This window comes from Chelativorans petroleitrophicus (assembly GCF_025398195.1).
Classification (GTDB): Bacteria; Pseudomonadota; Alphaproteobacteria; order Rhizobiales; family Rhizobiaceae; genus Chelativorans; species Chelativorans petroleitrophicus.
Genome location: NZ_JAODNV010000007.1, coordinates 156161 through 181204 on the forward strand (window position 1 = coordinate 156161; position 25044 = coordinate 181204).

At 62.9% G+C, this 25044-nt stretch carries 28 protein-coding genes, 1 other RNA gene and 1 pseudogene; 13 read left to right on the top strand and 17 right to left on the bottom strand.

From position 1 onward, the window contains the following. Positions 1–13 precede the first annotated feature (13 nt). The 3 genes from NYR54_RS06855 to NYR54_RS06865 form a co-directional block, all read right to left on the bottom strand. The gene (locus tag NYR54_RS06855; RefSeq protein WP_261514860.1) at positions 14–622 is read right to left on the bottom strand and encodes a TadE/TadG family type IV pilus assembly protein; all 609 of its coding nucleotides are present in this window, start codon (positions 620–622) and stop codon (positions 14–16) included. Beyond that, entirely contained in the window at positions 615–1172 is a 558-nt protein-coding gene (locus tag NYR54_RS06860) for a TadE/TadG family type IV pilus assembly protein (protein WP_261514861.1), read from the bottom strand. Before NYR54_RS06860 ends, NYR54_RS06855 begins: the two co-directional genes overlap by 8 nt. A 180-nt stretch (positions 1173–1352) precedes the next feature. Further along, positions 1353–1775, bottom strand: a complete 423-nt coding sequence (locus tag NYR54_RS06865) for a pilus assembly protein N-terminal domain-containing protein (protein ID WP_261514862.1) — start codon at positions 1773–1775, stop codon at positions 1353–1355. A gap of 283 nt (positions 1776–2058) precedes the next feature. Here NYR54_RS06865 and NYR54_RS06870 point away from each other — a divergent pair, with 283 nt between their 5' ends. Continuing rightward, positions 2059–2241: a Flp family type IVb pilin gene (locus NYR54_RS06870; RefSeq protein ID WP_261514863.1), complete on the top strand. Its 183-nt coding sequence runs from the start codon at positions 2059–2061 to the stop codon at positions 2239–2241. Positions 2242–2395: 154 nt separating this feature from the next. Beyond that, positions 2396–2917, top strand: a complete 522-nt coding sequence (locus NYR54_RS06875; RefSeq protein ID WP_261514864.1) for an A24 family peptidase — start codon at positions 2396–2398, stop codon at positions 2915–2917. Between the two features lie 171 nt (positions 2918–3088). On the opposite strand, the gene NYR54_RS06880 is transcribed toward NYR54_RS06875, so the two are convergent. The 6 genes from NYR54_RS06880 to ffs form a co-directional block, all read right to left on the bottom strand. Beyond that, positions 3089–3613 (bottom strand): Kazal-type serine protease inhibitor family protein, encoded by a 525-nt coding sequence (locus tag NYR54_RS06880; protein WP_261514865.1) that lies wholly within the window; start codon positions 3611–3613, stop codon positions 3089–3091. Positions 3614–3682: 69 nt separating this feature from the next. After that, positions 3683–4933, bottom strand: a complete 1251-nt coding sequence (locus NYR54_RS06885) for a lytic murein transglycosylase (RefSeq protein ID WP_261514866.1) — start codon at positions 4931–4933, stop codon at positions 3683–3685. 12 nt (positions 4934–4945) lie between these two features. Beyond that, positions 4946–5551, bottom strand: a complete 606-nt coding sequence (recR, locus tag NYR54_RS06890; RefSeq protein ID WP_261514867.1) for a recombination mediator RecR — start codon at positions 5549–5551, stop codon at positions 4946–4948. A 152-nt stretch (positions 5552–5703) separates the two neighbouring features. Further along, entirely contained in the window at positions 5704–6027 is a 324-nt protein-coding gene (locus NYR54_RS06895; protein ID WP_261514868.1) for a YbaB/EbfC family nucleoid-associated protein, read from the bottom strand. Positions 6028–6045: 18 nt separating this feature from the next. Then, positions 6046–7887 carry a DNA polymerase III subunit gamma/tau gene (locus NYR54_RS06900; RefSeq protein ID WP_261514869.1) on the bottom strand — a complete coding sequence of 614 codons (1842 nt, stop codon included), beginning with the start codon at positions 7885–7887 and terminating at the stop codon, positions 6046–6048. A gap of 107 nt (positions 7888–7994) precedes the next feature. Then, positions 7995–8092: signal recognition particle sRNA small type (ffs, locus tag NYR54_RS06905), an RNA gene on the bottom strand. Between the two features lie 110 nt (positions 8093–8202). Here ffs and NYR54_RS06910 point away from each other — a divergent pair. Continuing rightward, positions 8203–8622 carry an HIT family protein gene (locus tag NYR54_RS06910; RefSeq protein WP_261514870.1) on the top strand — a complete coding sequence of 140 codons (420 nt, stop codon included), beginning with the start codon at positions 8203–8205 and terminating at the stop codon, positions 8620–8622. 27 nt (positions 8623–8649) lie between these two features. Here the strand turns inward: NYR54_RS06910 and NYR54_RS06915 are convergent, their stop codons facing one another. After that, a complete protein-coding gene (locus NYR54_RS06915) occupies positions 8650–10248 on the bottom strand; it encodes a peptide chain release factor 3 (RefSeq protein ID WP_261514871.1) in 1599 nt (532 codons plus the stop codon). Between the two features lie 183 nt (positions 10249–10431). Here NYR54_RS06915 and NYR54_RS06920 point away from each other — a divergent pair, with 183 nt between their 5' ends. The 8 genes from NYR54_RS06920 (at position 10432) to NYR54_RS06955 (ending at position 17699) form a co-directional block, all read left to right on the top strand. Beyond that, positions 10432–10752: an ArsR/SmtB family transcription factor gene (locus NYR54_RS06920; protein ID WP_423738578.1), complete on the top strand. Its 321-nt coding sequence runs from the start codon at positions 10432–10434 to the stop codon at positions 10750–10752. Further along, the gene (locus NYR54_RS06925) at positions 10745–11224 is read left to right on the top strand and encodes an SRPBCC family protein (RefSeq protein ID WP_261514873.1); all 480 of its coding nucleotides are present in this window, start codon (positions 10745–10747) and stop codon (positions 11222–11224) included. The genes NYR54_RS06920 and NYR54_RS06925 overlap by 8 nt, the downstream gene beginning before the upstream one ends. 73 nt (positions 11225–11297) lie before the next feature. Beyond that, positions 11298–11783, top strand: coding sequence for a dUTP diphosphatase (gene dut, locus NYR54_RS06930; protein ID WP_261514874.1), 486 nt, complete (start codon positions 11298–11300; stop codon positions 11781–11783). A gap of 97 nt (positions 11784–11880) precedes the next feature. Next, positions 11881–12690 carry an isocitrate lyase/PEP mutase family protein gene (locus NYR54_RS06935; RefSeq protein ID WP_261514875.1) on the top strand — a complete coding sequence of 270 codons (810 nt, stop codon included), beginning with the start codon at positions 11881–11883 and terminating at the stop codon, positions 12688–12690. Positions 12691–12881: 191 nt separating this feature from the next. Further along, a complete protein-coding gene (locus NYR54_RS06940; RefSeq protein WP_261514876.1) occupies positions 12882–13835 on the top strand; it encodes a TAXI family TRAP transporter solute-binding subunit in 954 nt (317 codons plus the stop codon). Between the two features lie 400 nt (positions 13836–14235). Beyond that, entirely contained in the window at positions 14236–16356 is a 2121-nt protein-coding gene (locus NYR54_RS06945) for a TRAP transporter permease (RefSeq protein WP_261514877.1), read from the top strand. A 3-nt stretch (positions 16357–16359) separates the two neighbouring features. Next, positions 16360–16719 (top strand): DUF1850 domain-containing protein, encoded by a 360-nt coding sequence (locus NYR54_RS06950; protein ID WP_261514878.1) that lies wholly within the window; start codon positions 16360–16362, stop codon positions 16717–16719. Positions 16720–17192: 473 nt separating this feature from the next. Beyond that, complete coding sequence (locus NYR54_RS06955; protein WP_261514879.1) at positions 17193–17699, top strand: YciE/YciF ferroxidase family protein; 507 nt, start codon at positions 17193–17195, stop codon at positions 17697–17699. 55 nt (positions 17700–17754) lie between these two features. Here the strand turns inward: NYR54_RS06955 and NYR54_RS06960 are convergent, their stop codons facing one another. Next, positions 17755–18435 carry an ArsR/SmtB family transcription factor gene (locus NYR54_RS06960; protein WP_261514880.1) on the bottom strand — a complete coding sequence of 227 codons (681 nt, stop codon included), beginning with the start codon at positions 18433–18435 and terminating at the stop codon, positions 17755–17757. Positions 18436–18501: 66 nt separating this feature from the next. Between NYR54_RS06960 and NYR54_RS06965 the strand changes: the two genes are divergently transcribed. Then, entirely contained in the window at positions 18502–18717 is a 216-nt protein-coding gene (locus tag NYR54_RS06965; RefSeq protein ID WP_261514881.1) for a DUF1127 domain-containing protein, read from the top strand. A gap of 67 nt (positions 18718–18784) precedes the next feature. Here the strand turns inward: NYR54_RS06965 and mbfA are convergent, their stop codons facing one another. Continuing rightward, positions 18785–19768, bottom strand: a complete 984-nt coding sequence (gene mbfA, locus NYR54_RS06970) for an iron exporter MbfA (RefSeq protein WP_261514882.1) — start codon at positions 19766–19768, stop codon at positions 18785–18787. A 68-nt stretch (positions 19769–19836) separates the two neighbouring features. Here mbfA and NYR54_RS06975 point away from each other — a divergent pair. After that, positions 19837–19986 (top strand): annotated as a pseudogene (locus tag NYR54_RS06975) (ZIP family metal transporter); the annotation flags it as partial. A gap of 30 nt (positions 19987–20016) precedes the next feature. Here the strand turns inward: NYR54_RS06975 and NYR54_RS06980 are convergent. The 5 genes from NYR54_RS06980 to NYR54_RS07000 all read right to left on the bottom strand — a co-directional run bounded on the left by NYR54_RS06980 (position 20017) and on the right by NYR54_RS07000 (position 24961). After that, positions 20017–21156 carry an ABC transporter permease gene (locus NYR54_RS06980; RefSeq protein ID WP_261514883.1) on the bottom strand — a complete coding sequence of 380 codons (1140 nt, stop codon included), beginning with the start codon at positions 21154–21156 and terminating at the stop codon, positions 20017–20019. Beyond that, complete coding sequence (locus NYR54_RS06985; protein ID WP_261514884.1) at positions 21153–22070, bottom strand: ABC transporter ATP-binding protein; 918 nt, start codon at positions 22068–22070, stop codon at positions 21153–21155. Before NYR54_RS06985 ends, NYR54_RS06980 begins: the two co-directional genes overlap by 4 nt. Before the next feature lie 118 nt (positions 22071–22188). Beyond that, on the bottom strand, positions 22189–23151 hold the full coding sequence (locus tag NYR54_RS06990; RefSeq protein WP_261514885.1) for an HlyD family secretion protein: 963 nt from the start codon (positions 23149–23151) through the stop codon (positions 22189–22191). After that, on the bottom strand, positions 23148–23858 hold the full coding sequence (locus tag NYR54_RS06995; RefSeq protein ID WP_423738584.1) for a CerR family C-terminal domain-containing protein: 711 nt from the start codon (positions 23856–23858) through the stop codon (positions 23148–23150). Before NYR54_RS06995 ends, NYR54_RS06990 begins: the two co-directional genes overlap by 4 nt. 59 nt (positions 23859–23917) lie before the next feature. Beyond that, the gene (locus NYR54_RS07000; RefSeq protein WP_261514887.1) at positions 23918–24961 is read right to left on the bottom strand and encodes a nucleoside hydrolase; all 1044 of its coding nucleotides are present in this window, start codon (positions 24959–24961) and stop codon (positions 23918–23920) included. Positions 24962–25044 lie beyond the last annotated feature (83 nt).

The following is a 25044-nucleotide window of genomic DNA, read 5'->3' on the forward strand; positions in this document are numbered from 1 at the left end:
GGCAACGCCGCTCCTAGCACGAACTGCAGGGGATCGCGGGCACATGCCGCGGCCGCAGGAAATAGCGCTCGCCCATGTCGATGGGAAATAGCGTGCCGGCAATGCCCATGGCGCCCAATCCCTGCGCCGACCAAGCGATCACCGGCCAGTATTCGAGCTCGGTTTCGGCCCGCACGAAAAAGGCGCCGGGTGTCATGAGGCTTTCAGGAACCGTGACCTTCGTTCCGGCCGGCAGGCCGCGCGACCCGCTGCCGCCGGAATAGCGGCGCGACCATACAACCTCCGCCTCGGGGTTCTTGTCGTTGCTGACCATGATGGCCGTCACGGTGATGACCGGCGCGCTGCGCCCATAGGGCGCAAGGATCGGCACGCTGATCTTCATGACCGAATCCAAGACGGCAGGAGTCACCGTTTTCTGCTGCGTCACCAGATCGGCCACCTGGCTTGCGATCCGGCTCACCTTCTTGTTGGTGTCGATGGCCTGCGCGATCTCCATGGTCATGAAGTAGAGCACCAGGAGAACCGGCACGATGAGCGCAAACTCGACCGCCGCCACGCCGCGTCTGTCGCGCAGGAACCGGCGCGGCGCGTTTTCCCTGTTTTGCAAAGTCTCGTCAGTCATCGAACGGCTCGTTCTGCCAGGTAGCGGTGGCAAACAGAAGCCACTTGCCGTCAGGAGAGGAGATGCGCTCGCGCAGGATGTCAGTGATCACCGGCCAGGGATAGAACACGCGCAGCACGTTCGCTGACGAGGCCGGGCCGGGATCGAATCTGTATTCGGCCGGAACCACCCCGCTGTCAAACACGCGGCTCGCCGAATCGATGGTCGTGAAGCTGCGCAGATCGATCTGCATCTCCGGGCAGCCTCCAGGAAAAAGGACGCCCATGCGGTCGCAGAGCGCGTCGCGCATCTCTTCGCGGTCGATATCATCAGGCTTCAACTGCCCGGTGCGCAGCAGCCGCGCGACGTCATCGACGGCATTGGACATCAGCTCCTGCGCGACGAAAGCGATGCAGCATTCGAGAATGGCGAAGATGAGCAGGAAGAAGGGAAAGGCGAGGATGGCGAACTCGATGGCGGCCACGCCCCGGCGTTCCCTGGCAAAGCGGCCGGCGAGGCGGCCAAGGGCCGATACAGCCCTCACCCCGGCCTTGCACTCAGGTCGATCCATGCCCCCAACCCCATTTGCCTCACGCCGCCGCGAGCATAGCCCGGCCCGGTTTTCTTCCCGTTTTCAGGGCCGGTAAAATGCGCCCGTCCGGTTCAATTGATCGTCAACCATCGGGCGGCTCGGCTATTCCGTCGTGGCGGGCGTGAAATATCCCCTCGTCGGCAGGCCCCCGGTACATGCTTACTGCCGGCTCATCTCCATTTCGGAAGTCCGCTCGGCCTCACTCTTATAGGAGCTTTCGCAGAAGGGAGTGCAGGAAAGCGTCTGCACGTCCGCGCGGCGATAGACGCGCACGGAGTTGACCGTCTGTCGCGAGACCACGATCTGCTCATCGACGATCGGCAGCCCCTCCGCATCGAGAACCACGATGTTTGTGACGCCGAAGCCCCGGCCCGTCAGCACGATGGTTGTGGAATCCTGCACCACGGCATCCGCAATTTCCGGATTGCCGATCACCACCGTATTGGCGGGTCGCGCGATCTTGATGATTTTGGCCTGATTCATGGTGAGCGCGATGCCTTCGGCTCCGGCGGCCGCAGGCAGGCCAAGCGCCCCGGCCAGAAGGATCGCGCCGAAGACGGCACTGACGCCAGGAATTCTCATGCGTGTAGCCCCCGATGAAATGCTCAACGGAATATGAACGCAACTGGTGAAGCATTGGTAAACGGAAACAGCCTGCGGTTGCGGGCGTGAGGCAGATGGAAGTAAGTCAAATTTTATGCTTCGCGTTACCATACATTTACCGAAGCAAAGCAATCGCGCCGGAAAGATTTCAGTAATATTGTTTGTTAATACGGCCGAAAGCGGCGCCGCGTAAGGTCACGTCAACCGATCGGCGGGGAAGACGGCCGACGGTGCTGTCAAACGGGGCATAAGGAGTGATTCAATGTCCAAGCTTTTCGCTCGTTTCCTGAAGGACGAGTCGGGCGCCACTGCCGTGGAGTATGGCCTGATCGTAGCGCTGATCGCGGCCGCGATTATTACATTAGTCGGCACACTGGGTGACCAAATCCAGGCCGCATTCCAAAGAGTCTCTGACGGTCTTAAGGAAGAAGGTCTTACAGGTTAATTTTACCGTAATTACTAGAAGGCCGCCTTCTTACTGGAAGCGGCCTTCTTAATTTCTTCATCCATCTGAGTTTCTCTTAACTTGATATCTCTGAAGACTTCATTAGAGGCTGGGATTGCTAGCCGCACCGGACCGTCGATTCCGTTAAACACCCATGCTCGAAGCCGCAATTCTTGTCCTCTTCCCCTTCTGCATGGTCTATGCGGCCGTCTCTGACGCGCTGTCGATGACGATTGCCAATCGAGTTTCCATCCTTCTCGTCGCTTCCTTCCTGATTCTGGCGCCGCTCACCGGCATGGCCCTGCCGGATGTCGGCCTGCATCTGCTTGCCGGGGCCGCCGTGCTTGCGATCACTTTCGTTCTGTTCGCCATCGGGGGCATGGGCGGAGGCGACGCCAAGCTGATGGCGGCAACTGCAGTCTGGTTCGGCTTCGACACCGGACTGATGAGCTATCTTCTCATCTCCGCTATTGCGGGTGGGTTCCTCACGCTGGCGCTGCTGATGTTCCGCAATTCCAATATCGGCCTGCTCGCCGGTACCTTCGCGCCTCTGCGCTATATCGCCGACAGCAAGGCCGGCATTCCCTATGGGATCGCGCTTGGGTTCGGCGGGCTTGCCGCCTATGGCGACACGCCGCTAATGCAGTGGGCGCTGACAAAACTCGCAGCCGGATGAGGACGCGGAGACACCGCGCCTTTGAGGCCTCTCTGATTCACCGAAGATAGAAGCAGTCGTCTGCTGCGTCCGACAGCCCGCCCTCTTACGGGGGGAATACGGCTCCCGTTATGCAAGAAATGAGCTGGTTGCCCGCCCTCCCCTTCTCAATTTTCAGGAAGGGCGGGTGCCTTAGCACTGGCCCGGCCGCACGATGCGCCAGCCTTCCGCATTTGCCTGGCAGGCGTTGCCGAAGGTGCGCAGGCGCCCGGAGCGGGTCGCACAGACGGGCCGGTACTCCATCGTGCATGCCTGCGGCCGGTCCGGCGCGCTTGGGCGGCACTCGCCCGGATGGAGAATGCGGAACCCTTGTGAATCCGCCTCACACGCATTGGGGAAGGTGCGGCGGGTGCTGCCGCGCACCGCGCAAACCGGGCGATATTCCCGCGTACAGGCCTGCGGGCCTCTGTCCGGCGGACGGCCCGCCTGGCATTCGCCGCGGTGAAGGATGCGGTAGCCTGCCCTGTCGGCCATGCAGGCGTTGGGGAAGGTGCTGCGGCGGTCGCCGCGCACGCCGCAGACCGGCGCATGTTCCTGCGTGCAGAACTGCGGGCGGCCGGGAGGCGGGCCAGGGGGCGGGCCATCCACAACTTCCACGGTGCAACTGCCAAGCAGCGTGGCAGCAACGGCAAGTATGACCATCGATACGGGTCTCATGCAAAGCCCTCCTGTCGCGTCTCCCGCTTCCCCCCGGCAAAGCCGTCCCGTTCCGTACCAGAGGAGGGCCTATCTGATCCGCGCCGTCAAGTCCCGATCCGGAAAGCAGGTGGGTTTCATGCCGGCCTGCTGCTGCCACTGCCCGATGGAACGGCGGGTCTTGAAGCCGACCAAGCCATCGGCTCCGCCCACATCGAAGCCCTGGCGTTCCAGCGCCCGCTGCATGGCCGCGACATCCGCGCGGCTCAGCCCGCCCACATTCTTCCAGCCTTCGGCAAAATGCATATCGCCATACATGATGCGGTCGCCCCCATGGCCCACGAACAGCGCGTACAGATCGCTCTCATTGTAGTCCTTGAGCCGGTAAAAGTTCGGCGTGACGATAAAGGCCGGGCCGTAGCGCCCGGCGGGCATCATCAGATAACCCTCTCCGCGCAATTCATGTTCGGGGAAAGACTTGCCGCTCACGCGCCTGATCCCCATCGCCACCCATTCCGCAATGGGACGGCCGCGGTCGGGCCCTTCGAGTGCGCAGGAAACGCCTTGCGGCACCGCGACCTCGAAACCCCAGTCGCGCCCCTGTATCCAGCCGTGGCTTGCGAGATAGTTGGCGATGGAAGCGAGCGTGTCGGGCACCGAGTTCCAGATATCGGCGCGCCCGTCGCCATCGAAATCGACAGCATATTTCAGATAGGAGGTGGGCATGAATTGCGGTTGGCCCATCGCGCCCGCCCAGGAGGAGCGCATCGCCTCCGGCCGTATGCCGCGCTTTTCCACCATCTCCAGCGCCGCGAGCACTTCGCCGCGGAACATCTCCTTGCGGGTGGCGAGAAACGCCTTCGTACCCAGCACCTCGAAGGCGCTGTATGGAATCTCGGCACGCCCGAAGCCCGACTCGCGTCCCCATATGGCAAGCACGATGCCGCGCGGCACCCCGAAGCTGTGCTCGATCGCGGCAAGGGTCGAGGCATACGCCCTGGCTCGGGCGCGCCCACCGGAAACCACGCCGTCAATATGGGCGAAGTAGGCGGAAGGCTGCCGGAATTCCGCCTGATGCTGCTTATCCGAGCGCGGCGCGCTCTCGCCGGGCAGCACGAGGTCCGGCAGCTTTAGATTGGGCTTCACGCCCGCGAAGGCAGCGTTGAAGGTGGCTTCGGAAATCCCGCGCGCGCGGGCCTCGGGCCAGAGGTCGCTCCGCAGCCACTGCTGGAAAAGGGTAGTGACATTCTGCGCCGCGGCGGGTAGCGGCGCAAGAAGCGAGAGGGCGAGGGGAAGCGCGGTGAGAAAGGCTGCTGCGCTAAGACCCCTCACGAAACCCATCGGTCACCACCCTCAAAACGCCGTGCGCGATTTGAGTGCCGCCGCCAGCGTGCCCTCGTCCAGATAGTCGAGTTCGCCTCCGACCGGCACGCCATGGGCAAGTCGCGTCACCTTCACGTTGAGTCCGGTGAGCTGGTCGGTGATGTAATGGGCCGTCGCCTGACCCTCCACGGTGGCGTTGACCGCCAGAATGACCTCGGAAATGCCGCCTTCGGCGACGCGACTGATAAGGCCTTTGATGTTGAGATCGTCCGGACCGACGCCGTCCAAAGGCGACAGCGTTCCGCCCAGCACGTGGTAGCGCGCACTCATCGCCGCCGCGCGTTCCAGCGCCCAGAGATCGGACACATCCTCCACCACGATCAGCGTCGCCCCGTCGCGGCGCGGGTCAGTGCAGACGGTGCAAGGATCGCTCGTGTCCACATTTCCGCAGACGGAGCACAGGCGCACCTTCTCCAAAGCCTCGCTCATCGCCGCCGACAAAGGCGCAAAGAGCTGCTCCTTCTTCTTGATGAGGTAAAGAGCGGCGCGCCGAGCCGAGCGCGGGCCGAGGCCCGGCACCTTGGCCAGGAGCTGAATGAGGCGCTCGATCTCTGGGCCGGCGATTCGTTTGGACATGGAATCGTTTAATAGAGCGAATAGGGAGTAGGGGAAATGATAGTGAATGGTGAATGGTAAAGACGGGTGGATGACGTGGGAGAAAGGCATGCCAAGCGGTTAACCGCCCCTTATTCCCTACTCGCTACTCCCTTTTTCACCATTCACCTCCATCAGAACGGCAGCTTAAACCCCGGCGGCAGGGGCAGGCCGGCGGTCATTTCCTGCGTCTTCTTCTGCATGGCTGTTTCGACCTTCGCCTTGGCATCGTTGTGCGCGGCGAGTATGAGGTCTTCCAGGATCTCCACCTCCTCTTCCTTGAAGAGCGAGGGGTCGATCTGCAGCTTCTTCATCTCGAATTTGCCGGAAAGCGTGACCTTGACGGCGCCGCCTCCAGACTGGCCTTCCGCCTCCATCGCCGCGATTTCTTCCTGCATGGCCTGAAATTTGGCCTGCATTTCCTTGGCCTTGCCCATAAGGCTCATCAGGTCGCGCATCTTCGTCTCCAATTCGCGCTAAAGTTCGTCTTCGTCGTCGTCCGCGTCGGGATCAGCCGGAACGGCGTCCTCGCCCGTCTCTTCGGCCACGGCATCCGGTATACGCACATCCAGAATGCGCGCGCCGGGGAAACGCTCCAAAATGGCAGCCACCGTGGGATCGGCCCGCGCATCGGCGAGCGCGGTCTCGCGGCGGCCGCTCTCCTCCTCTGCGAGCGTGGGCCCGCCCGGCTCCTTGGACAGCGAGACGACCCAGCGCCGCCCGGTCCACTTCTGCAAGCGGTTTGACAGATCGTTCAGAAGGCCCTTGGGAGCGTCATCCGTGAGATTCACCGACAGACGGCCGGGTTCGATCTGCACGAGCCGCACACAGCGCTTGAACTGGACCTTGAAGGCCAGGTCGCGGTTGCGTTCGGCAAGCGCGGCAATGTCGGCAAGGGAAGCAACCGGAACGGTTGGAGGCTTCTCCGGGGAAGGTGCAGCGGCGGCAGGCGCCGGCGCGGGCTCCTGCTCCGCCGCCGGCTGGACGAGACGCATGGTCCGGCCGTGTGCAGAGGGAATGGGCCGGGCAGGAAGCGCCGGTGTGCTCACAGGACTGGCCGGCGCCGAAGCGAAAGCCGGCCCTGGCGCAGACGAAACCGGGGCGGAACCAACTGCAACGCTTCCACCGCCATTCCCGCCAGCCCCCTCCAGCGCCTTCAGCGCCTGATCGAGTGTGGGCAGATCGGCCGCATGCGCGATGCGAATCAGCACCATTTCGGCCGCGGCGACCGGTCGGGCGGAGCCCTGCACCTCCTGAATGCCCTTCAGAAGCATCTGCCATGTGCGCGAGAGCATGCGCACGGAGAGTTTTCCGGAGAGTTCGAGACCGCGGCTGCGTTCCTCCTGGGAGAGGGCGGCATCCTCCGCCGCCTCCGGCACGAAGCGCAGACGGGTGACAAGGTGGTTGAATTCGGCAAGGTCGGTGAGCACGGCCGCCGGGTCCGCGCCCACATCGTATTGCGCGCGAAATTCGGCGAGGGCGGCGGCGACATCGCCCTTCATCAGATACTCGAACAGATCAATGATGCGGGCGCGGTCGGCGAGCCCCAGCATGTCGCGCACGGTCTCTGCCGTCACCCTGCCGGAGGAATGCGCGATCGCCTGATCGAAGATGGACTGCGCGTCACGCATGGAGCCCTCGGCCGCCCGCGCGATCATGGCGAGCGCCTCGTCGTCGGCCTCCACACCCTCAAGCTGCCCGATATGGGCGAGGTGGTTCTTTATGAGGGCAGCGTCGATCCTTCTCAAATCGAAGCGCTGGCAGCGCGACAAGATCGTGATCGGAACCTTGCGGATTTCCGTGGTGGCGAAGATGAACTTCACATGAGGTGGCGGCTCTTCCAGCGTCTTCAACAGGCCGTTGAAGGCCTGGTTGGAGAGCATATGCACCTCGTCGATGATATAGACCTTGTAGCGCGCAGAGACCGGCGCGTAGCGCACCTGGTCGATGATCTCGCGGATGTCATCGATGCCCGTATGCGAGGCGGCGTCCATCTCTATCACATCGACATGCCGGCCTTCGAGAATGGCTTCGCAATGCTCGCCAAGCTCCGTCAGGTCGATGGAAGGCTGGTCGACGGTCTTGGTCTTGTAGTTGAGCGCGCGGGCCAGAATGCGGGCGGTCGTGGTCTTTCCGACGCCGCGCACGCCGGTCAGCATCCAGGCCTGGGCGATTCTCCCGGTGGAGAAGGCGTTGGTAAGGGTGCGCACCATCGGCTCCTGGCCGATGAGGCCCGAGAAGTCGCGTGGTCGGTATTTCCTGGCCAGAACGCGATAGACGCCCGCCTTGCCCTGTGCCATCTGCACCGCGTCGTTCATAGGATCGTGCGCGCTCCCTGGTCGATGATCTGCAAAGGCGTCGCGCGCCCCACGCGGGACTTTCCCTTGCATGGCCGGCCACGTCAATGGGGACGGAGGGGAAAAGGGCGGGAGGCTGGCACGGTGACCCGTGCCGTTGCTCGTTAGGGCTGCTTCCTTCCGGACCTGACCCGGTTGGCGAGTGGCGCGTCCACCACCAACCTCCCGCCCCCATATCGTCAATTGCCGGCACAAATGCAAGCCCAGCACCACGGAAAGGCTTGCAGCGGCTTCTGGCTCAATTTAGCCTCGCGACACGAGGATGAGGAGATGCGGATGCTGCCGGGCAGCAGGAAAGGATTCGTGCTCGATCCGCGGCTGGAGGGGGAAAGTCTTCCGGTCGTGTGGCTTGGGCTGTGCGAACTGCGCATCAGGGACGAACGGCGCTGGCCATGGCTTCTGCTTATCCCGCAGCGGCCCGGCGTGGAGGAAGTCCACGATCTTACGCCGCTTGACCAGGCAATGCTCTCCTTCGAGACGAATCTCGTCTCCAAGACACTCAAGGAGCTGACGGGCTGCACCAAGATAAATTGTGCTGCCCTCGGCAACATCGTGCGCCAGCTTCACGTCCACGTTGTCGCGCGCAACGAGAACGATCCCGGCTGGCCGGGTCCCGTCTGGGGCCACGGCGTGCGTGAGCCCTACCGCCGCGAGGATCTGCATCAGTTCGCGGAGAAGATTCGCGCGCGGCTTTGAGGGTTCGGCGCAAGCGTCTTTAATAAGCTACGCGGCTTCGGCCCTTTCGCGCACCTGATAGTCCTTCACGGCCGTGAAGGTGATCGCCTTCCAGCGCTCAGCCTCGTAATTGAGGCCGAATTCATGCGGCGCGAGGAAGACCGGATCGTCGTCGAGATCGCGCGCGATGTCTCCGCGATGGGCGGCGATGAAGCGCTCTAGCTCCGCCCTATCCTCGGCCGAAATCCAGCGGCATACGGAGAAGCGGGAAGCCTCGAAATCGACGGGAAGAGCGTATTCGCTTTTTAAGCGCTCCTTCAGGACATCGAGCTGCAGTGCGCCGACGACGCCGACTATTGCGGGCGAGCCGTCCTCCGGCGAGAAGAGCTGCACAACGCCCTCCTCCGCCATCTGCTGCAGCGCCTCCTTCAGCTTCTTCGCCTTCATCGCATCGGTAAGGCGCACGCGGCGGAGAATTTCAGGCGCGAAATTCGGCACGCCGCGGAAGAGGATGTCCTCACCTTCCGTCAGCGTGTCGCCGATCCTGAGCGTACCGTGATTGGGTATGCCCACCACGTCGCCGGCGAATGCCTCGTCGGCGGTGATGCGGTTCTTGGCGAAGAAGAATTGCGGCGCGGTGAGGCTGATGGATTTGCCGGTGCGCACCAGCTTTGCCTTCATGCCGCGCTCTAGCTTTCCGGAACAGACGCGCACGAAGGCGATGCGGTCGCGGTGGTTGGGGTCCATATTGGCCTGGATCTTGAAGACGAAGGAGGTCATCTTTTCCTCCGTCGCCTCGACCTTGCGTGTGTCGGCCTCCTGGGCGCGCGGTGCAGGGCCGTACTTTCCAAGTGCCTCAATCAGATCACGCACGCCGTAATTGCGGAGTGCGGAACCGAAATAGACGGGCGTAAGATGCCCCTCGCGGAAGGCCTGCAGGTCGAACGGTTTGCAGGCTTCCTTTGCCAGCAGCATCTCTTCGACCAGCGCGTCGCGCTCGTGTTCGGGTAGCAGGCCGGAGATGGCGTCCGCCTCCGGTCCGTTGACGGGAATCGGCTTCACATCCTCGTCCGAATGGCGGAACGTGTTGTCCGCCAGGTGGTAGGTGCCGGCAAAGGACTTGCCGCGCCCGATCGGCCAGGTGACCGGTGCGGTGTCGAGCGCAAGCTTTTCCTCGATCTCGTCCAGTATTTCAAAGGGATCACGGCTTTCCCGGTCGAGCTTGTTGACGAAGGTGATGATAGGGATGTCGCGCAGCCGGCAGACCTCGAACAACTTAAGCGTGCGCGGCTCGATGCCCTTGGCCGCGTCGATCACCATCACGGCGGAATCGACGGCCGTCAGCGTCCGGTAGGTATCGTCGGCGAAATCCTCGTGGCCCGGCGTATCGAGCAGGTTGAAGACATGGCCGCCATATTCGAACGTCATCACCGAGGTGACCACGGAAATCCCGCGCTCGCGCTCGATCTTCATCCAGTCCGAGCGCGTCTGGATGCGGTTCTTTTTCGCCTTCACCTCGCCGGCAAGCTGAATTGCGCCGCCGAAAAGCAGGAGCTTTTCGGTGAGCGTGGTCTTGCCCGCGTCCGGGTGCGAAATGATCGCGAAGGTGCGGCGGCGCGCCACCGCGTCGGCCAAACTCTCTGGCATATCCGGAATTCCCTTTGATAGCGGGCTCTTACCAGCCGCGGCCGCCGCTGTCGAATGGAAATCACCCCCGCATATAGAAAGCCCGTGCGGCGATTTCATGCCTACCGTTCAAGAGAAAGGAGGCCAGGAATCCGCATTTTCGGAATGGTTGACAAGTTAATTAGCTGAAACTAATGATTAGCTATGGCTAATGATATGAGGCAAGTGGCCACTCTCGCGGACCCGACGCGGCGGGCCGTATTTGAGCTGATCGCGGAGCGCCCACGCTCGGTGGCGGAGATCACGCGCGCCCTTCCCGTTACACAATCGGCCGTTTCGCAGCATCTGAAGGTGTTAAGAGAGGCGCAGCTCGTCCGGGCCCAGCCGAAAGGCGCCAGCAACATCTACCATATCGATCAGGCGGGACTCGGGCAGATGCGCGCATGGCTCGACCGGCTCTGGGCCGCTGCCCTGGACGAGTTCAAGAGAGAAATCGAGACGGAAGGGAAGGAAGATAATGGATAGGATGATCTCGCCGGCGCCGGTCCGTCGTTCGGTTACCGTGAAGGCATCACAGCAGAAGGCATTCGAGGTCTTCACATCCGGCTTCGGCCGCTGGTGGCCCGCCTCCCACAGCATCGGTTCTTCGCCGCTGAAGACGGCGGTTATTGAGCCGCGCGTCGGCGGACGCTGGTACGAGACGGGAGAAAACGGCCGGGAATGCCAATGGGGCGAGGTGCTTGCCTGGGAGCCGCCGTCGCGCGTGCTTCTTGCCTGGCGGATCGGCGCGGACTGGAAATACGATCCCCAACTTCTGACCGAAGTGGAAGTGCGGTTCGTTCCGCTGGGCGAAGCCGGCACGCGCGTCGAACTGGAGCACAGGCTGCTTGAGAACTATGGCGAGCGCGCAGCGGCAACCAGCGAAAGGCTGGATTCGGAAGGCGGTTGGCAGTCTCTTCTCGCCATTTATGCAGAAGAGGCCGCCGCGGCCGCCTGAAAAGCGTTTGAAAATTCCGGCCGTTGGGCGAGGTTGAATTGACGCCGGAACCTCCCGGCGTCAGATAGTGCGTATGGATACATCACCTGCTTCAATCTCTGTCATCGGTCCTACTGTCGGCGTCGTGCGTCTGCCGCATGGCGAGGGCTTGCCGCTGCCCGCATACGAATCGGCCGGTGCCGCCGGCATGGATTTGCGCGCCGCCGTGCCTGAGGACCGGCAGATCATCCTTCTGCCGGGCCGGCGCGTCCTGGTGCCGACCGGATTTATCTTAGAGATTCCGGAAGGCTTCGAGGGTCAGGTACGGCCGCGTTCCGGCCTTGCGCTGCGTCACGGGATCACCTGCCTGAACTCACCCGGAACGATCGACAGCGACTATCGCGGCGAGGTGCAGATTCTGCTGGTCAATCTGGGCGAGGACGATTTTGCCGTCACGCGCGGCATGCGCATCGCCCAGCTTGTCATCGCCCCTGTGCTTCAGGCCCGGATCGAAGAGCGCGACGGACCCGGCGCGACGGCTCGCGGAGCTGACGGCTTCGGCTCCACCGGAACGGCCTGAGGCCCTCTCCCGCCCATCGCCTGACCAGAGCCTCCCCTTGACAGCGCCACGCCGCAGGCGCCTCATCGTGGGTAAAGAGGAAATCTGGGGATGGCACATGGCTGACATCGGTTCCATCTTTCGCGCACTTCACGAGGCTGAAGGCGCCTTCATCATTCCCAACCCCTGGGATATCGGCACGGCGAAGCTGCTTGCCGCGCTCGGTTTCAAGGCATTGGCAACGACCAGCGCCGGCTACGCCTTCTCCCGCGGCCTGCCCGATGGCGGGGTTCCGTTCGAGGAGAGGATAAACCATTGCCGCGAGATCGTTGCCGCCACACCGCTGCCAGTCTCGGCCGATCTGGAGCATGGCAAGGGCGACAGTCCCGACAGCGCGGCCGAGACAATATTCGCGGCGGAGGCGGCCGGCCTTGCCGGCTGCTCGATCGAGGATTCGACCGGCGATCCGGCCAATCCGATTTACGAGTTCTCGCTGGCCGTCGAGCGGGTTGCCGCTGCGGCGGAAGCCGCGCGTGCCCTGAAGCGGGATTTCGTCTTCACCGCGCGGGCGGAGAATTTCTTATGGGGCCGGCCCGATCTGGACGATACGATCCGCCGGCTGCAGGCCTTCGAGAAGGCCGGAGCCGATGTGCTCTACGCGCCAAGGCTTACCAGCATAGAGCAGGTACGCGCCGTTTGCCAGTCCGTCAGCCGGCCCGTGAACGTGCTTGCCACGGCGGACTTCACCGTTGCCGAATTGGCCGAGGCCGGCGTGAAGCGCATCTCGGTCGGCTCCAAACTCACCTGTCTGGCCTTCGCTGCGATCGAGCGCGCGGCCAAGGAGATGCTGGACGAGGGCGCCTTCACCTATGACCGGGACAGCATGCCTTTCGCCCGCCTTCAGGAGACGTTTTCAGAAGCCGGATAGCGGCAGCCGTCGGGGATTCTGCGTCCAAGGTCGAAAGCCGGCCGGTTCCGCTGGCCGGCGCTTGCCGCTATGCTGGACCTACAGGCTCGGCGTAGCGCGATTTTTTGGTGTTGGCATCGCGCCATGATGAGCTACATTCCGCCCTCCCCGGGGAGGGTGCATCGATAACAAAACCGAACGCGGAGGAGCACATGTTCAGAAAAAAAGGAAAACTGCTGGCTGCCGGAGCCATGGCGCTCGGTCTGAGCTTCAGCGCGGCGGCCGGCGCGCAGGAATTCATCAACGTGCTGACCGGCGGCACGTCGGGCGTGTACTATCCGCTGGGCGTGGCTCTTTCCGAAATCTATGGCGACACGATCGAGGGTGCGCGCACGCAGGTTCAGGCGACCAAGGCATCCGTAGAGAATTTGAACCTCCTGCAGCAGGGGCGCGGAGAGATCGCGTTTGCGCTCGGCGATTCGGTCAAACTCGCCTGGGAGGGCGAAACCGAGGCCGGCTTCCCCGGCAAGCTCGACAAGCTGCGCGGCATCGCCGCTATCTATCCGAACTACATCCAGATCGTGGCCAGTGAGGAATCGGGCATCAAGACGCTCGAGGATCTGAAAGGCAAGAGCCTGTCGGTCGGCGCACCGGCTTCAGGCACCGAGCTCAATACCCGCGCCATCTTCGAGGCTGCGGGCATGAGCTATGACGACCTCGGCAAGATCGAATATCTGCCCTTTGCCGAGTCCGTGGAGCTTATCAAGAACCGCCAGCTCGATGCGACGCTTCAGTCGGCGGGCCTCGGCGTGGCCTCGATCCGTGACCTGGCAAGCTCGGTGGCCATCACCGTTGTCGCGGTGCCGCCGGAGGTCGTGGAGAAGATCGGTGCCCCCTACATTTCCGCCACCATTCCCGCAGGCACCTATGAAGGCCAGGACGAAGACGTGCAGACGGCTGCCGTCGGCAACATGCTGGTTACCCATGCCGACGTTTCGGAAGAAACGGCCTACCAGATGACCAAGCAGCTTTTCGAGAATCTCGACCGGCTGACGGCCGCTCATGCGGCGGCGAAGGCCATCAAGCTCGAAACCGCGCTCGATGGCATGCCGGTCCCGCTGCATCCGGGCGCCGAGCGCTACTATAAGGAACAGGGCCTCTTGTAGCGCGATCTGCCCCGGCGGCAGAGCGATTGCATATGGCGATTCCCTCTCACCGTCTCGGGCTTTGCCCGAGCCACTTCTCCTCCGCCAGGCGGGGGAGAGGAATCGCCGGCATCAACCTCGCTGCCAGTCGCCCGCGTCTGCGATTTGCAAGGCCAACGGCCGCCGATGCCTGCTACCCTTTCTCTCCTCCGCGTGGAGGAGAGGAGGTGAGGCGAAGCCGGGACAGTGAAAGGGTAAAAGGGCGTACCATATGCGATTGCCCTGTCTTCGGATGGGAAGGGTGCTGGCGCGACTATCGGATGGGGCAGGCTTGTCTCAGACATCGCTGCGACGCCTTACCTGCGTCGCTGCGCGATCGATCCCCGCAAGATAAGGGAAGCCGGCGCTCCGGGACATGCACATGACCGCTGAAAAAACTTCCACCATTCTCACGCCCACGGAAGAGGTTCCGACCGAGGGTCTTCCGGCGGGATGGGGCACCGGCCTCTGGGGCACAGCTGCGTTCTCCATTGCCATTGCCTTCTCGCTGTTCCAGCTCTGGACGGCCGCCTACGGCACGCTGCCGAGCCAGGTCGTCCGTGCGATGCATGTGGGCTTTCTGCTGCTGCTAGGATTTGCTCTCCTCGGCAATCTCAAATCCCACTCCACCCTCATGCGCTCCATCCTGTGGGCGCTCGGCATTCTCGGCTTCCTGACCGGCGTCTACAACTGGATCTTCTACAAGGAACTTCTGCTGCGTGCGGGCGGCTTTCACACGGTTCCCGACCTTATCGTCGGCACCGTGATGATCGCTTTGGTGTTCGAGGGCGCGCGCAGGCTGATGGGCCTGCCGCTCACCATCATAGCCGGCGTCTTTCTCGCTTACTGCTTCTTCGGCCAGTACATGCCCGGGCCGTTCGTGCATCGCGGCTACGATTTCGAGCAGATCATCGAGCATATCGGCTTCGGAACCGAAGGCATTTACGGTACGCCGATCTATGTCTCAGCGGCCTACATCTTCATCTTCGTCGTCTTTGCAGCCTTCCTCGAGCGCGCCGGCATGATCGCGCTCTTCAACGATTTCGCCCTCGGTCTCGTTGGCGGTGCGCGCGGCGGGCCGGCGCAGGTCTGCGTGCTGTCGTCAGCGCTGATGGGCACCATTTCCGGCTCCGGCGTGGCAAACGTGGTCGCCAGCGGTCAATTCACCATCCCGCTGATGAAGCGCTTCGGCTTCCGCTCCGAATTCGCTGGCGGCGTCGAGGCGACCTCCTCGATGGGCGGCCAGATCATGCCGCCGGTGATGGGCGCGGTCGCCTTCATCATGGCCGAGACGCTGAACATCCCCTATGCCGAAGTCGTCAAGGCGGCGATCATCCCCGCCTTCCTCTATTTCGGCGTCTGCTTCTGGACCGTGTATCTGGAGGCCGGCAAGGCGGGCCTCAAGGGGATGAACAAGGCCGAACTGCCCGATCCGTGGGCCGCCGTGCGCCAGCACTGGCCGCTGGTGCTGCCGCTCGCCGTCCTTGTCTACCTTCTCTTTGCCGGCTACACGCCGATCTTCGCCGGCACGATGGGCCTGGCGCTCACGATCGTGCTCATCCTCGGTACGCCGCTTGCCGCGCTGATCGGCCCGTTTGCCTTCCGTGTGGTGTTCTGGATCGCGCTCGGCCTCGCGGCCGCCTCCTTCATCCGCTACGGCGTCGACCTGTTGGCGATCGTCCTGGTCGGGCTGATCGTTGCCTGTGCGACCTTCAAGGGCGGGCGCGAGACGCTGCTGATCTGTCGCGATTCTCTGGCTGAGGGGGCCAAGAACGCGCTGCCTGTCGGCATCGCCTGTGCCATTGTCGGCGTTGTCATTGGCACGCTGACCCTGACTGGCATTGCCTCCACCTTCATCGGCGCCATCATCGCCATCGGCAAGAACAACCTGTTCCTGTCGCTGGTCCTGACGATGATCACATGCCTGGTCCTCGGCATGGGTATCCCCACCATTCCGAACTACATCATCACCTCGTCTCTGGCGGGGCCCGCGCTTCTTCAGCTTGGAGTGCCGCTCGTTGTCAGCCACATGTTCGTGTTCTACTTCGGCATCATGGCTGACCTCACGCCGCCGGTGGCGCTCGCGGCCTTCGCGGCCGCTCCTATGGCCAAGACCTCCGGCCTCAAAATAGCGGTCCAGGCGACGAAGCTTGCTGTCGCCGGTTTCGTGGTACCATTCATGGCCGTCTATACGCCATCGCTGATGCTGCAGGAGGGTGGCGCGATCGCCGCAGCCTGGGGCTATCCGGTAGAGCTGGTCTACGTGGTCTTTAAGGCCTGCCTAGGCGTGGGGCTGTGGGGCATGGCGTTCGTCGGCTTCTTCCTGCGCGGCATGGCGCCCTGGGAGAGAGCGGCCGCCTTCGTTGCGGGGTTGCTCCTCGTGCTGGCGCTGCCGTGGACGGACGAGTTCGGTTTCCTGCTTTCTGCACTTGTCATCGGTCAGCACTGGTATCGGGCGCGCGGCAGGAGTCCTGAGGCTCGCCAGAAGCTGGTCGAGGAGTAGCGGGTGCCCGCCTGCCTTCTGGTTGGCGGCAAGGCGCTGACGCTCGCCGCCGGCCTGTTCACGCTCTCCTGGACCCACTCCGTGGAAAAGATCGAATGGCAGGAGACGTGGCGGGTGCTGCCCGCCGGACTTGAGATCGTCGAGGCGCGTATTAAGGGGTCCGGCGCCGGCATGGATCCGCCGCCCGATGCGCGTCTCGAGAATGGCTGGTGGGTCTATACGCCGCAGCTCGGAATTGTGCCAGAGCTGCGGCTCGCCGCATCAGGCGCTACCGTAAGCGCCTGGCGCCTCTGCACGGGAGGCAAGTGCAGGCAGCTTGGCGCGGAGGCCAGTGCTCCGGTCATGCTGAAACCCTGTCCTTGAACCTTCAGGCGTGCGCCGAGCGATCGTTGCCGCGCCGGGCGCAAGCCGGTCCCGGGCCGCGCATGTAATGCCGCTCGGGATGATACCGCGGGCCGAAAAATTCGCGAATAGCCTTCACGCAACCGACCAAGAGCTTAACCAACCCCATCGTCCCGTACCCTCGACTCTTCGGGCATCCCTTCCCGTTCACCCTAGCATCAGCAAATGAATGCACGGTGAATCCGCAATTTAGAAAGCCGCCTTCCATGGCGGAAAATGGGATTCATTGCGGCGTCGTGGTGGCCGCACGGGATCCTGTATCCGCTGTGACAAAATTACCACGATCTTCCATACCCCGTCATACCCCAATCCGGGGGATGTTCTCTCAATAGGTCGAATGCTCATGGAACAGACCGGCCTGCCGGCTGTTAGGTCAGCAGCCGGGCGGCGGGCCAGGTACCGTTCGGCCGGACTTATGAGAAGAGGAAAAGACGATGGGTATGTTCTCCAAGGATATCAAGACGATGGACGATCTGTTCGTCCATACACTGCGCGACATCTACTATGCCGAAAATCAGATCACGAAGGCACTGCCCAAGATGATCGACAAGGCGACCGATCAGCAGCTCAAGCAGGGTTTCGAACAACACCTTAGAGAGACGGAGGGGCATATCCGCAATTTGGACGAGGTGTTCCGTCTGATGGATATGCAGCCGAGCGGCGTCGATTGCCCCGCGATCGACGGCATCATCGAGGAAGCCAATGAAGTTGCCGGAGAGGTGGACGACAAGAATGTGCTCGACGCGGCGCTGATTGCTGCCGCACAGGCCGTAGAGCACTACGAGATCACGCGCTATGGCACGCTGATCACCTGGGCCGAGCAGCTCGGGTATGACGATTGTGCCGAGATCATGAAGCAGAACCTGGCTGACGAGAAAGCCACGGACGAGAAGCTCAGCGAACTGGCGGAAAGCCGTATCAACATGCTCGCCTCAGAATAGACAAGCGACTTGTCCTGCCTCTCCGCCCCTGCATCTCCTGCGGGGCGGAGAGTTTTTATTGGTGAAGGAAAAGGTCGAACTCCCGCCTCCCGGCGGGCGTGAAGCGTAGAATGCGGCTGTCCTTCTCGCGCCTTACCCAGCCAGCCCGCATCATGTGCTCAAGGATGGCAGCGCCGAGACCGCCTGCCAAATGCCACCGGCGCACACTCCAGTCTAGGCAGATGCGGCAGACGGGCCGTCTCTTGTGGCTCATGGCTTCGATATCAATGCCGAAATCGGCGAAAAACCTGCTACCGGCCGGGCTTAGCGCGGCGGTCTCCCGATCGAGCCGAACGAAGCCGCGATCTACAAAGCTTTCCAGCATCGCGACCCCGGCCTCTCCCGCCAGGTGATCGTAGCACAGGCGGGCCTCGCGCAGGGCCTTGTCGCCCGGGCCGGGCAGCACGCGCTTCGGCCCCAGGGTCGCCGCCACGCCCATGATCGTCTCTAGCATTCCCGCGACGCTCTCATCCGCGAGCGCATAGTAGCGATGGCGGCCCTGACGCTTCACGCGAACGAGGCCACCGTCGACCAGCTTAGCAAGATGTGTGCTCGCGGTCGGAGACGTAACGCCTGCCTCCAGCGCTAACTCGCTTGCCGTGAGCGCCGTCCCGCCCATCAGCGCGGCGAGCATGTTGGCGCGCGCCGGATCGCCCACAAGGCTTCCGATCTGCGCGATATCCGTTCCTGCTTTCATAGTTTGATATTAATCGAACTATTCTTGCACGGCAACTGCTATTCCTCCTCCTGAAGGAGCGAGGCTATGCAGAACACCCCCGCTAGCAGAAAAGACCGCACGCTTGTTCGCCCCGGCGCCTTCCGCCACCTGGCTGCCGCTGCGTTGGCTTTGGTCCTCCGGCTTGAGGACCGCCGACGTCAGCGCCTCCATCTTTCCGAACTGGACGACCACCTGCTTGCCGACATCGGCCTCACCCAGGCGGATGTGGAGCGCGAGTGTTCCACGCCGTTCTGGCGATAGCCGCTCGCCATTCTTCCATAGCCGGACGGCCCGATATTTCGATGAACGCCGAGCCGTGGCTGCGGTCTCAAGCGTTCCCGATCAGCATCCCTGTCGCGAAGACGAGCGCGCCCCCCAGCACCACCTGGAAGGTCGCACGGCTCCACGGCGTTTCCATGTAGCGGTTCTGGATGAAGGCGATGGCCCACAGTTCTATGAAGACGATGATGATGGCGAGCGTCGTGGCTGTCCAGAAATGTGGGATGAGGTAGGGAAGCGCATGGCCGAGTCCGCCCACAGCCGTCATGACCCCGGTCGCAAGCCCCCTTCTGACGGGGGAGCCGCGCCCGGAGATCACCCCGTCATCCGAGGCGACTTCCGTGAAACCCATGGAAATGCCGGCACCGAGCGAGGCGGCAAGCCCCACCAGAAATGTCTGCCATGTGTCGCCTGTCGCGAAAGCGGCGGCGAAGATCGGCGCCAGGGTGGAGACCGAGCCGTCCATCAGCCCCGCCAGCCCCGGCTGGACATAGGTGAGGATGAACTGCCGGCGTGCCGTCCTGTCCTCCTCATCGCGCTGCTCGCGGCCGAGATGCTTTTCCGAGAGCCTTTCGGCCAGCGTCTCGTGCTTCTGCTCAGCCGCGGCCAGATCGCCCAGAAGCTTGCGCGTGGCGGCATCCTCGGTGCGCTTGGCCGCCTCCGCATAAAAGCGCTGCGCCTCCTCCTCCATCAGCGCGGCCTGGGCACGCACATGGTCGAGCCCGAGCGGGCGCACCAGCCAGTCCGGCCGGCGCTGATAATAGCCGCGTACATGCTCCCGCCGGATAAGCGGGATGCGTTCGCCGAAACGCCGGCGGTGCAATTCGATCAGTGATGCGCGATGGCGGTCTTCCTCCGCGGCCATCTCCTCGAACATGGCCGCCGAATGCGGATACTCATCCCTCAGAGCGTCTGCATAGGCGCGATAGATGCGCGCGTCATCCTCCTCGGAAGAGATGGCCAGAGCCAGTATCTCCTGCTCGGAAAGCGAGGAGAATGCGCGCCGGTTGAAGCCGAAAAGCCGGTTAAACATGAGAACGGAGATCCAATTAGTTTAGAACCATTCTAAAGTAAGAAGCCGGATAAGGAAAGCAAGGGTACTTCTTGCTCGCCCTTGGCGCGGGCGGCATGTTCTATCTTACCGTCACCAGCCTGGCCCCCGAAGCGGAGGAGCACCAATATCTTCAGTCAGCCGCGATCGCGGTGGGAGCGGGCTTTCTGGTGATCATGGTGCTGTCGGAAATGTCGTAGCGTGCCGAAAGGTCGGAGGCTTGACGCTCCTCAATCCAGCGTCCGCCGGAACCGTGTAAGCGCTATTGCAGCATAGGCGAGGATGAAGCCCGCAAGCACCGCGATTTCGAACGCGACGGCGGGCATGTCAGCGCCCTTCAGCATCACCGCCCGCACGACGCGCAGGAAGTGGGTGAGTGGAAAGATTTCGCCGACCCACTGCGCCCAGAAGGGCATACCCCGGAACGGGAACATGAAGCCCGAAAGCAGGATGGAAGGCAGAAAGAAGAAGAAGGTGAGCTGCAGGGCCTGCATCTGTGTGTTTGCAACGGTGGAGATCGTGTAGCCGAGCAGCACGAGCGCCATGACGAAGATCAGCACGGCAAGCAGAAGCAGCCACATTCTGCCCACAAAAGGTATGTCGAAGAGCAGGCTCGAGGCGATGAGCACTACGGCCACCTGCACGGCACCGACAACAAAATAGGGCAGGATCTTGCCAAGCATGATTTCGAGCGGGCTTGCCGGCATGGCGAGCAGATTCTCCATTGTACCGCGCTCGCGCTCACGCGTCAGCGCGATGGAGGTCATCATCACCATGGTCATCGTCAGGATGACGCCGAGCAGGCCCGGCACGATATTGTAGTGTGAGATGCCCTCGGGATTGTAGCGGCGATGCACCACCACTTCGAGCTGCCGGTTCGCCTCGGCTTCGGTGGGAGTGATGCCGCGCTCGCGCAGTAGTGCTCGGCTTGCCACAGTGCTCAGTGTCGAGATTGCCCCGCTTGCGACGGACGGATCGGTCGCGTCCGCCTCGATCAGGATCTGCGCGCGCTCGCCCCGGTCCACCTTGCGCGCGAAATCGGAGGGGATGGTGACCACGAACACCACGTCGCCTCGCGCCATCAGGGCCTCCGCTTCCCTCACGCTGCCGACCACATGCTCGAAGCGGTAATAATCCGTCATCTCCAGGGCGGAGACCATGGCGCGGGTGTAGTGGTCCTGGCTGGTGGTCACGAGTGCCGCGGGCAGATATTTCGGATCGCTGTTGATCGCATAGCCGAACAGCACAAGCTGCATCAGCGGCACGGCGAGCATCATTGCGAAGGTGATCCTGTCGCGCCGCATCTGGATGAATTCCTTGATGAGCAGCGCGCGGAACCGGGAAAGCGAGAGGAAGCGGCTGTGGCTCATGCCATATTGTCCTGCGCCTTGCTCATGAACTGGATGAAGACATCCTCAAGGCTCGTGTCGCCGCGTGTCACGGTCACGCCTGGCCTGCTCGCGATGACGGCAAGAGAGTCGGAAAGCAACTTTTCGTCGGAGCCCACCACGTGCAACGTTGCCCCGAACGGAGCCACCTGCTCGACGCCCGGCAGGCGCGCGATCTCAGACACCATGCGCTCGAGCCCCGGCCCTTCGACCACGAAGGTGACGAGACCCGCCTCGCGCACTACCCCGCTCACGGTGCCCGTAGCCAGCAGCTTGCCATAGGAAATGTAGGAAATGCGGTGGCAGCGCTCGGCCTCGTCCATATAGTGGGTTGAGACTAGCACGGTGAGTCCTTCCGCCGCCAGCCGGTGGATCTCGTCCCAGAAATCGCGGCGCGCCTTTGGGTCCACGCCCGCGGTGGGCTCGTCGAGCAGCAGCAGCTTTGGCTTGTGCATGATGCAGGCTGCCAGCGCCAGCCGCTGTTTCCAGCCGCCCGAAAGCGTGCCCGCAAGCTGGTTGCGGCGGCTTGTCAGCCCCAAATCCTCCAGCGTGCGGTCGACATGCTCCCGTACCGGCCTCAGCTCGTAGAGGCGAGCGACGAATTCCAAGTTTTCCGCGATTGTCAGGTCTTCGTAGAAGGAAAAGCGCTGTGTCATATAGCCGACCTCGCGCTTGATCTTCAGCGCTTCGGTGACGAGGTCGTAGCCGAGCACCCGGCCGCCTCCCTCGTCGGGTGTCAGAAGCCCACACATTATGCGGATGGTGGTTGTCTTGCCGGATCCGTTCGGCCCCAAGAAGCCGACGATCTCGCCCTGCTCCACCATCATGGACACATGGTCGACAACGGTTTTCTCGCCGAAGCGTTTGACCAGCCCATGGACGTCGATGGCATGCATGTATTTCTCCGAAAGGGGCGAATAGGGAATAGCGGGTAGCGAATAGGGATTGGCGAATGGGAGTGCTGAACTGTTCAGAGCAATCCTTCCCTACTCGCTATTCGCTACTCCCTGTTCGCTAACCACTATTTGGCTGCGCGCCCAGGATCACATCGACGATCTGCCCCGGTTGCAACCGGTCCGCCGCCTCGCCTTCCGGCTTCGCCTCCACCAGGAAGACGAGCTTCTGCCGCGTCTCGAGCGAGTAGATGACCGGCGGTGTGAACTCGGGCTCCGGTGAGACGTAGGAGACACGCGCCTCAAGCCCTTCGGGGCAGCCGTCGCAGCGCACCGCCAGCACGGAACCGACCTCGATGGCGGAAATGTCCGGTTCCGGCACATAGAGCTTCAGCTTTACGGCGCCATCCGGCAGCATGGAAACGACCGGCGCCGAAGGCCCCGCGACATCGCCCGCATTGCGGATCACATCGTTCACGCGGCCTGTCGCCGGCGCCCGGATCGTGCGCTCGGAAAGCTGCCACTTGGCCTGCTCCAGGACCGCCTTTGCCTGCTCGACCCGCCTTTCGGCTGCCTCGATCTCCTGAGCTCGGGCTGGCAGACGGGCCACGGCCAGCTTCGCTCTCGCTTCCCCAACGCGCGCCTCCGCCAACGTCGCCTCGGTCTGCGCCTTGTCCAGCTCTGCTTGAGTGGCAATGCCTCTGCGGAAAAGGTCGCTCGTGCGGGCAAGAACGCGGTCGGCCTCCGCCACCTGTGCCTCGGCCGAGCGGAGAGTGGCCTCCAGCACTGCGATCTCCTCTCGCCGCTGGCCTTCCTGCAGATTGGCTAGCGCGGCTTCAGCCTCCGCAAGCGCGGCCTCCGCCTGGGTAACGGCAATCCGGGCGCCGGTCTCCTCTATCAGCGCCACCGCCTCACCCGCCTCCACCCGGTTACCACGCCCGACCTGGACGGATCGCACCTGCCCGACTTCCACCGGCGCGAGCAGCACATATTCGCCTTCCACATAGCCGACGGCGAGCGGCTGCGGCACGGCGCAGGCGGCGAAGATGAGGCCGGCCAGGGGAATGGCGCAAAGAATGCTCATGATCTTTTCCTCCGCGCCTCAAGGATGGCCTTCAGATTGTCGCGTGCGACCGCCGCGACCGCGGATGCCTCGCGCGGGCCGATCTCGCCCCAGCCCATGCGACGCTTCACCGGCTCTCGCCCGATGCGGAAATAGACGATCTGGCCGACCATCGTGAAAATGGCGATCCTGGTGTATTCGCTCTCGGCGGGGTCGCCGGTGGCCGCTTCCCACAGGCCGCACAAATGCCTGTGCACCGGCTCGAACACGCCGTTGTAGATGACATCGATGGCGTCCGTGGGCTGACCCAGCTCGCGCAGAATGAACTGCACGATCTCCCCCGCCTCGGGCCGGGCTACCATGAAGCCTACCAGAGTTTCTATAGCGCGCACGAGCCGGGCGGCGGCCTCCTCAGGCGCAAGCTGAAGGCGCGACGGATCGGCAGTGAGATCACCAAGCGCACGCCCGGCCACTTGCGAGATCATGGCAGCGATGTATTGCGCGCAGGCCGTGCGCAGGCCTTCCTTGCCGCCGAAGTGATAGGCGATGGAACCGATATTGGCGCGAGCCTCCGCGGCGATGGCCCGTGTCGATGTGGCATCGAATCCGCGTTTTCCGAAAAGCCGTATAGCGGCGCGGATCAGCGCCTCGCGCGTCCGCTCCGCGGCGCCAATCCGCCGTGAACCGCCTGCAGAACCTGTTTCGTGAAGAAAGTCATCCCTTGTCATGGCAGGCATTTATTCAATCGTTTGATTAAATGTCAAGGCAAGTTTCGGCCGCGCGAATTTTAATGGCCGGAGCTCGACCCCCGGCCAACGTCGCCTACTCCAGCCTTGGCTGTCCCTCGCCGGGCATTCTCTATTGCGAAACGAGGGGGTGAAATCGGATCCCGCAACCGCCCGATGCGTTCCACCAGAAGCGCGAAAAAGCGCTCATCATCGATGTCACGCATCACGAGCGCATTTGCTGGACGGTCGGTGACGCGCCACCAGTCGATCACCGTCATGCCCATGGTGAGTTCCGAAGCCGTCTCAACCGTCACATTGCATCTGCGGCCGCCAAAGATCTTCGGTTCAAGCGGATAGGCAATGACGCAGGGATCGTGCAGCGGGCCGCCCTGGGAGCCATATTTTTCCGTATCGAAGCGCTCTTGATATTCCAGCAGTATGGCCGTCGCGTCTCCCACCCGCGTACCAAGTTCGCGGAATGTGGCGATGCGCTCCGGCGAAGTCAGCGCCTTGTGGGTGACGTCGAGCGGCATCATGACGATCGGGATCTTCGAGCGGAAGACGACATCCGCCGCATGCGGATCGACATAGATGTTGAACTCGGCGGCAGGCGTGATGTTGCCGCCTTCGAAGAAGCCGCCGCCCATCATCACGATCTCGCGCACGCGCTCCGCGATCCTGGGCTCGCGCACGAGAGCCAGCGCCACGTTGGTAAGCGGTCCCAGCGTGCACAGCGTAACCTCGCCCGGCGCATGATTCATCAGCGTTTCGACGATGAAATCGACCGCATGGATCTGCATGGGCGGCATGGCGGGCTCAGGCAGGTCAGGTCCATCGAGTCCCGTCTGGCCATGGACGTGCTCGGCCGTCACCAGATCCCGCACCATGGGCCGGCTTGCTCCGGGGTAAACCTTCATATCCGGCCTGCCGGCAAGTTCGCAGACCTTGCGCGCGTTCTTTTCCGTGAGCGCCAGCGGCACATTACCGGCAACCGCTGTGATGCCAAGGATGTCCAGCTCGGGGCTTGCCAGCGCCAGAAGAAGCGCGACCGCATCGTCCTGGCCCGGATCGGTGTCGATAATGATTTTTCTCAGGCCCGCCATGAATTCGCATCCTTCTTGAACTCGTTGCGCGAACAGACCATATCAGCGGTGCCGGCAAGAACGCCATTCGGGTTTTTGCTGTC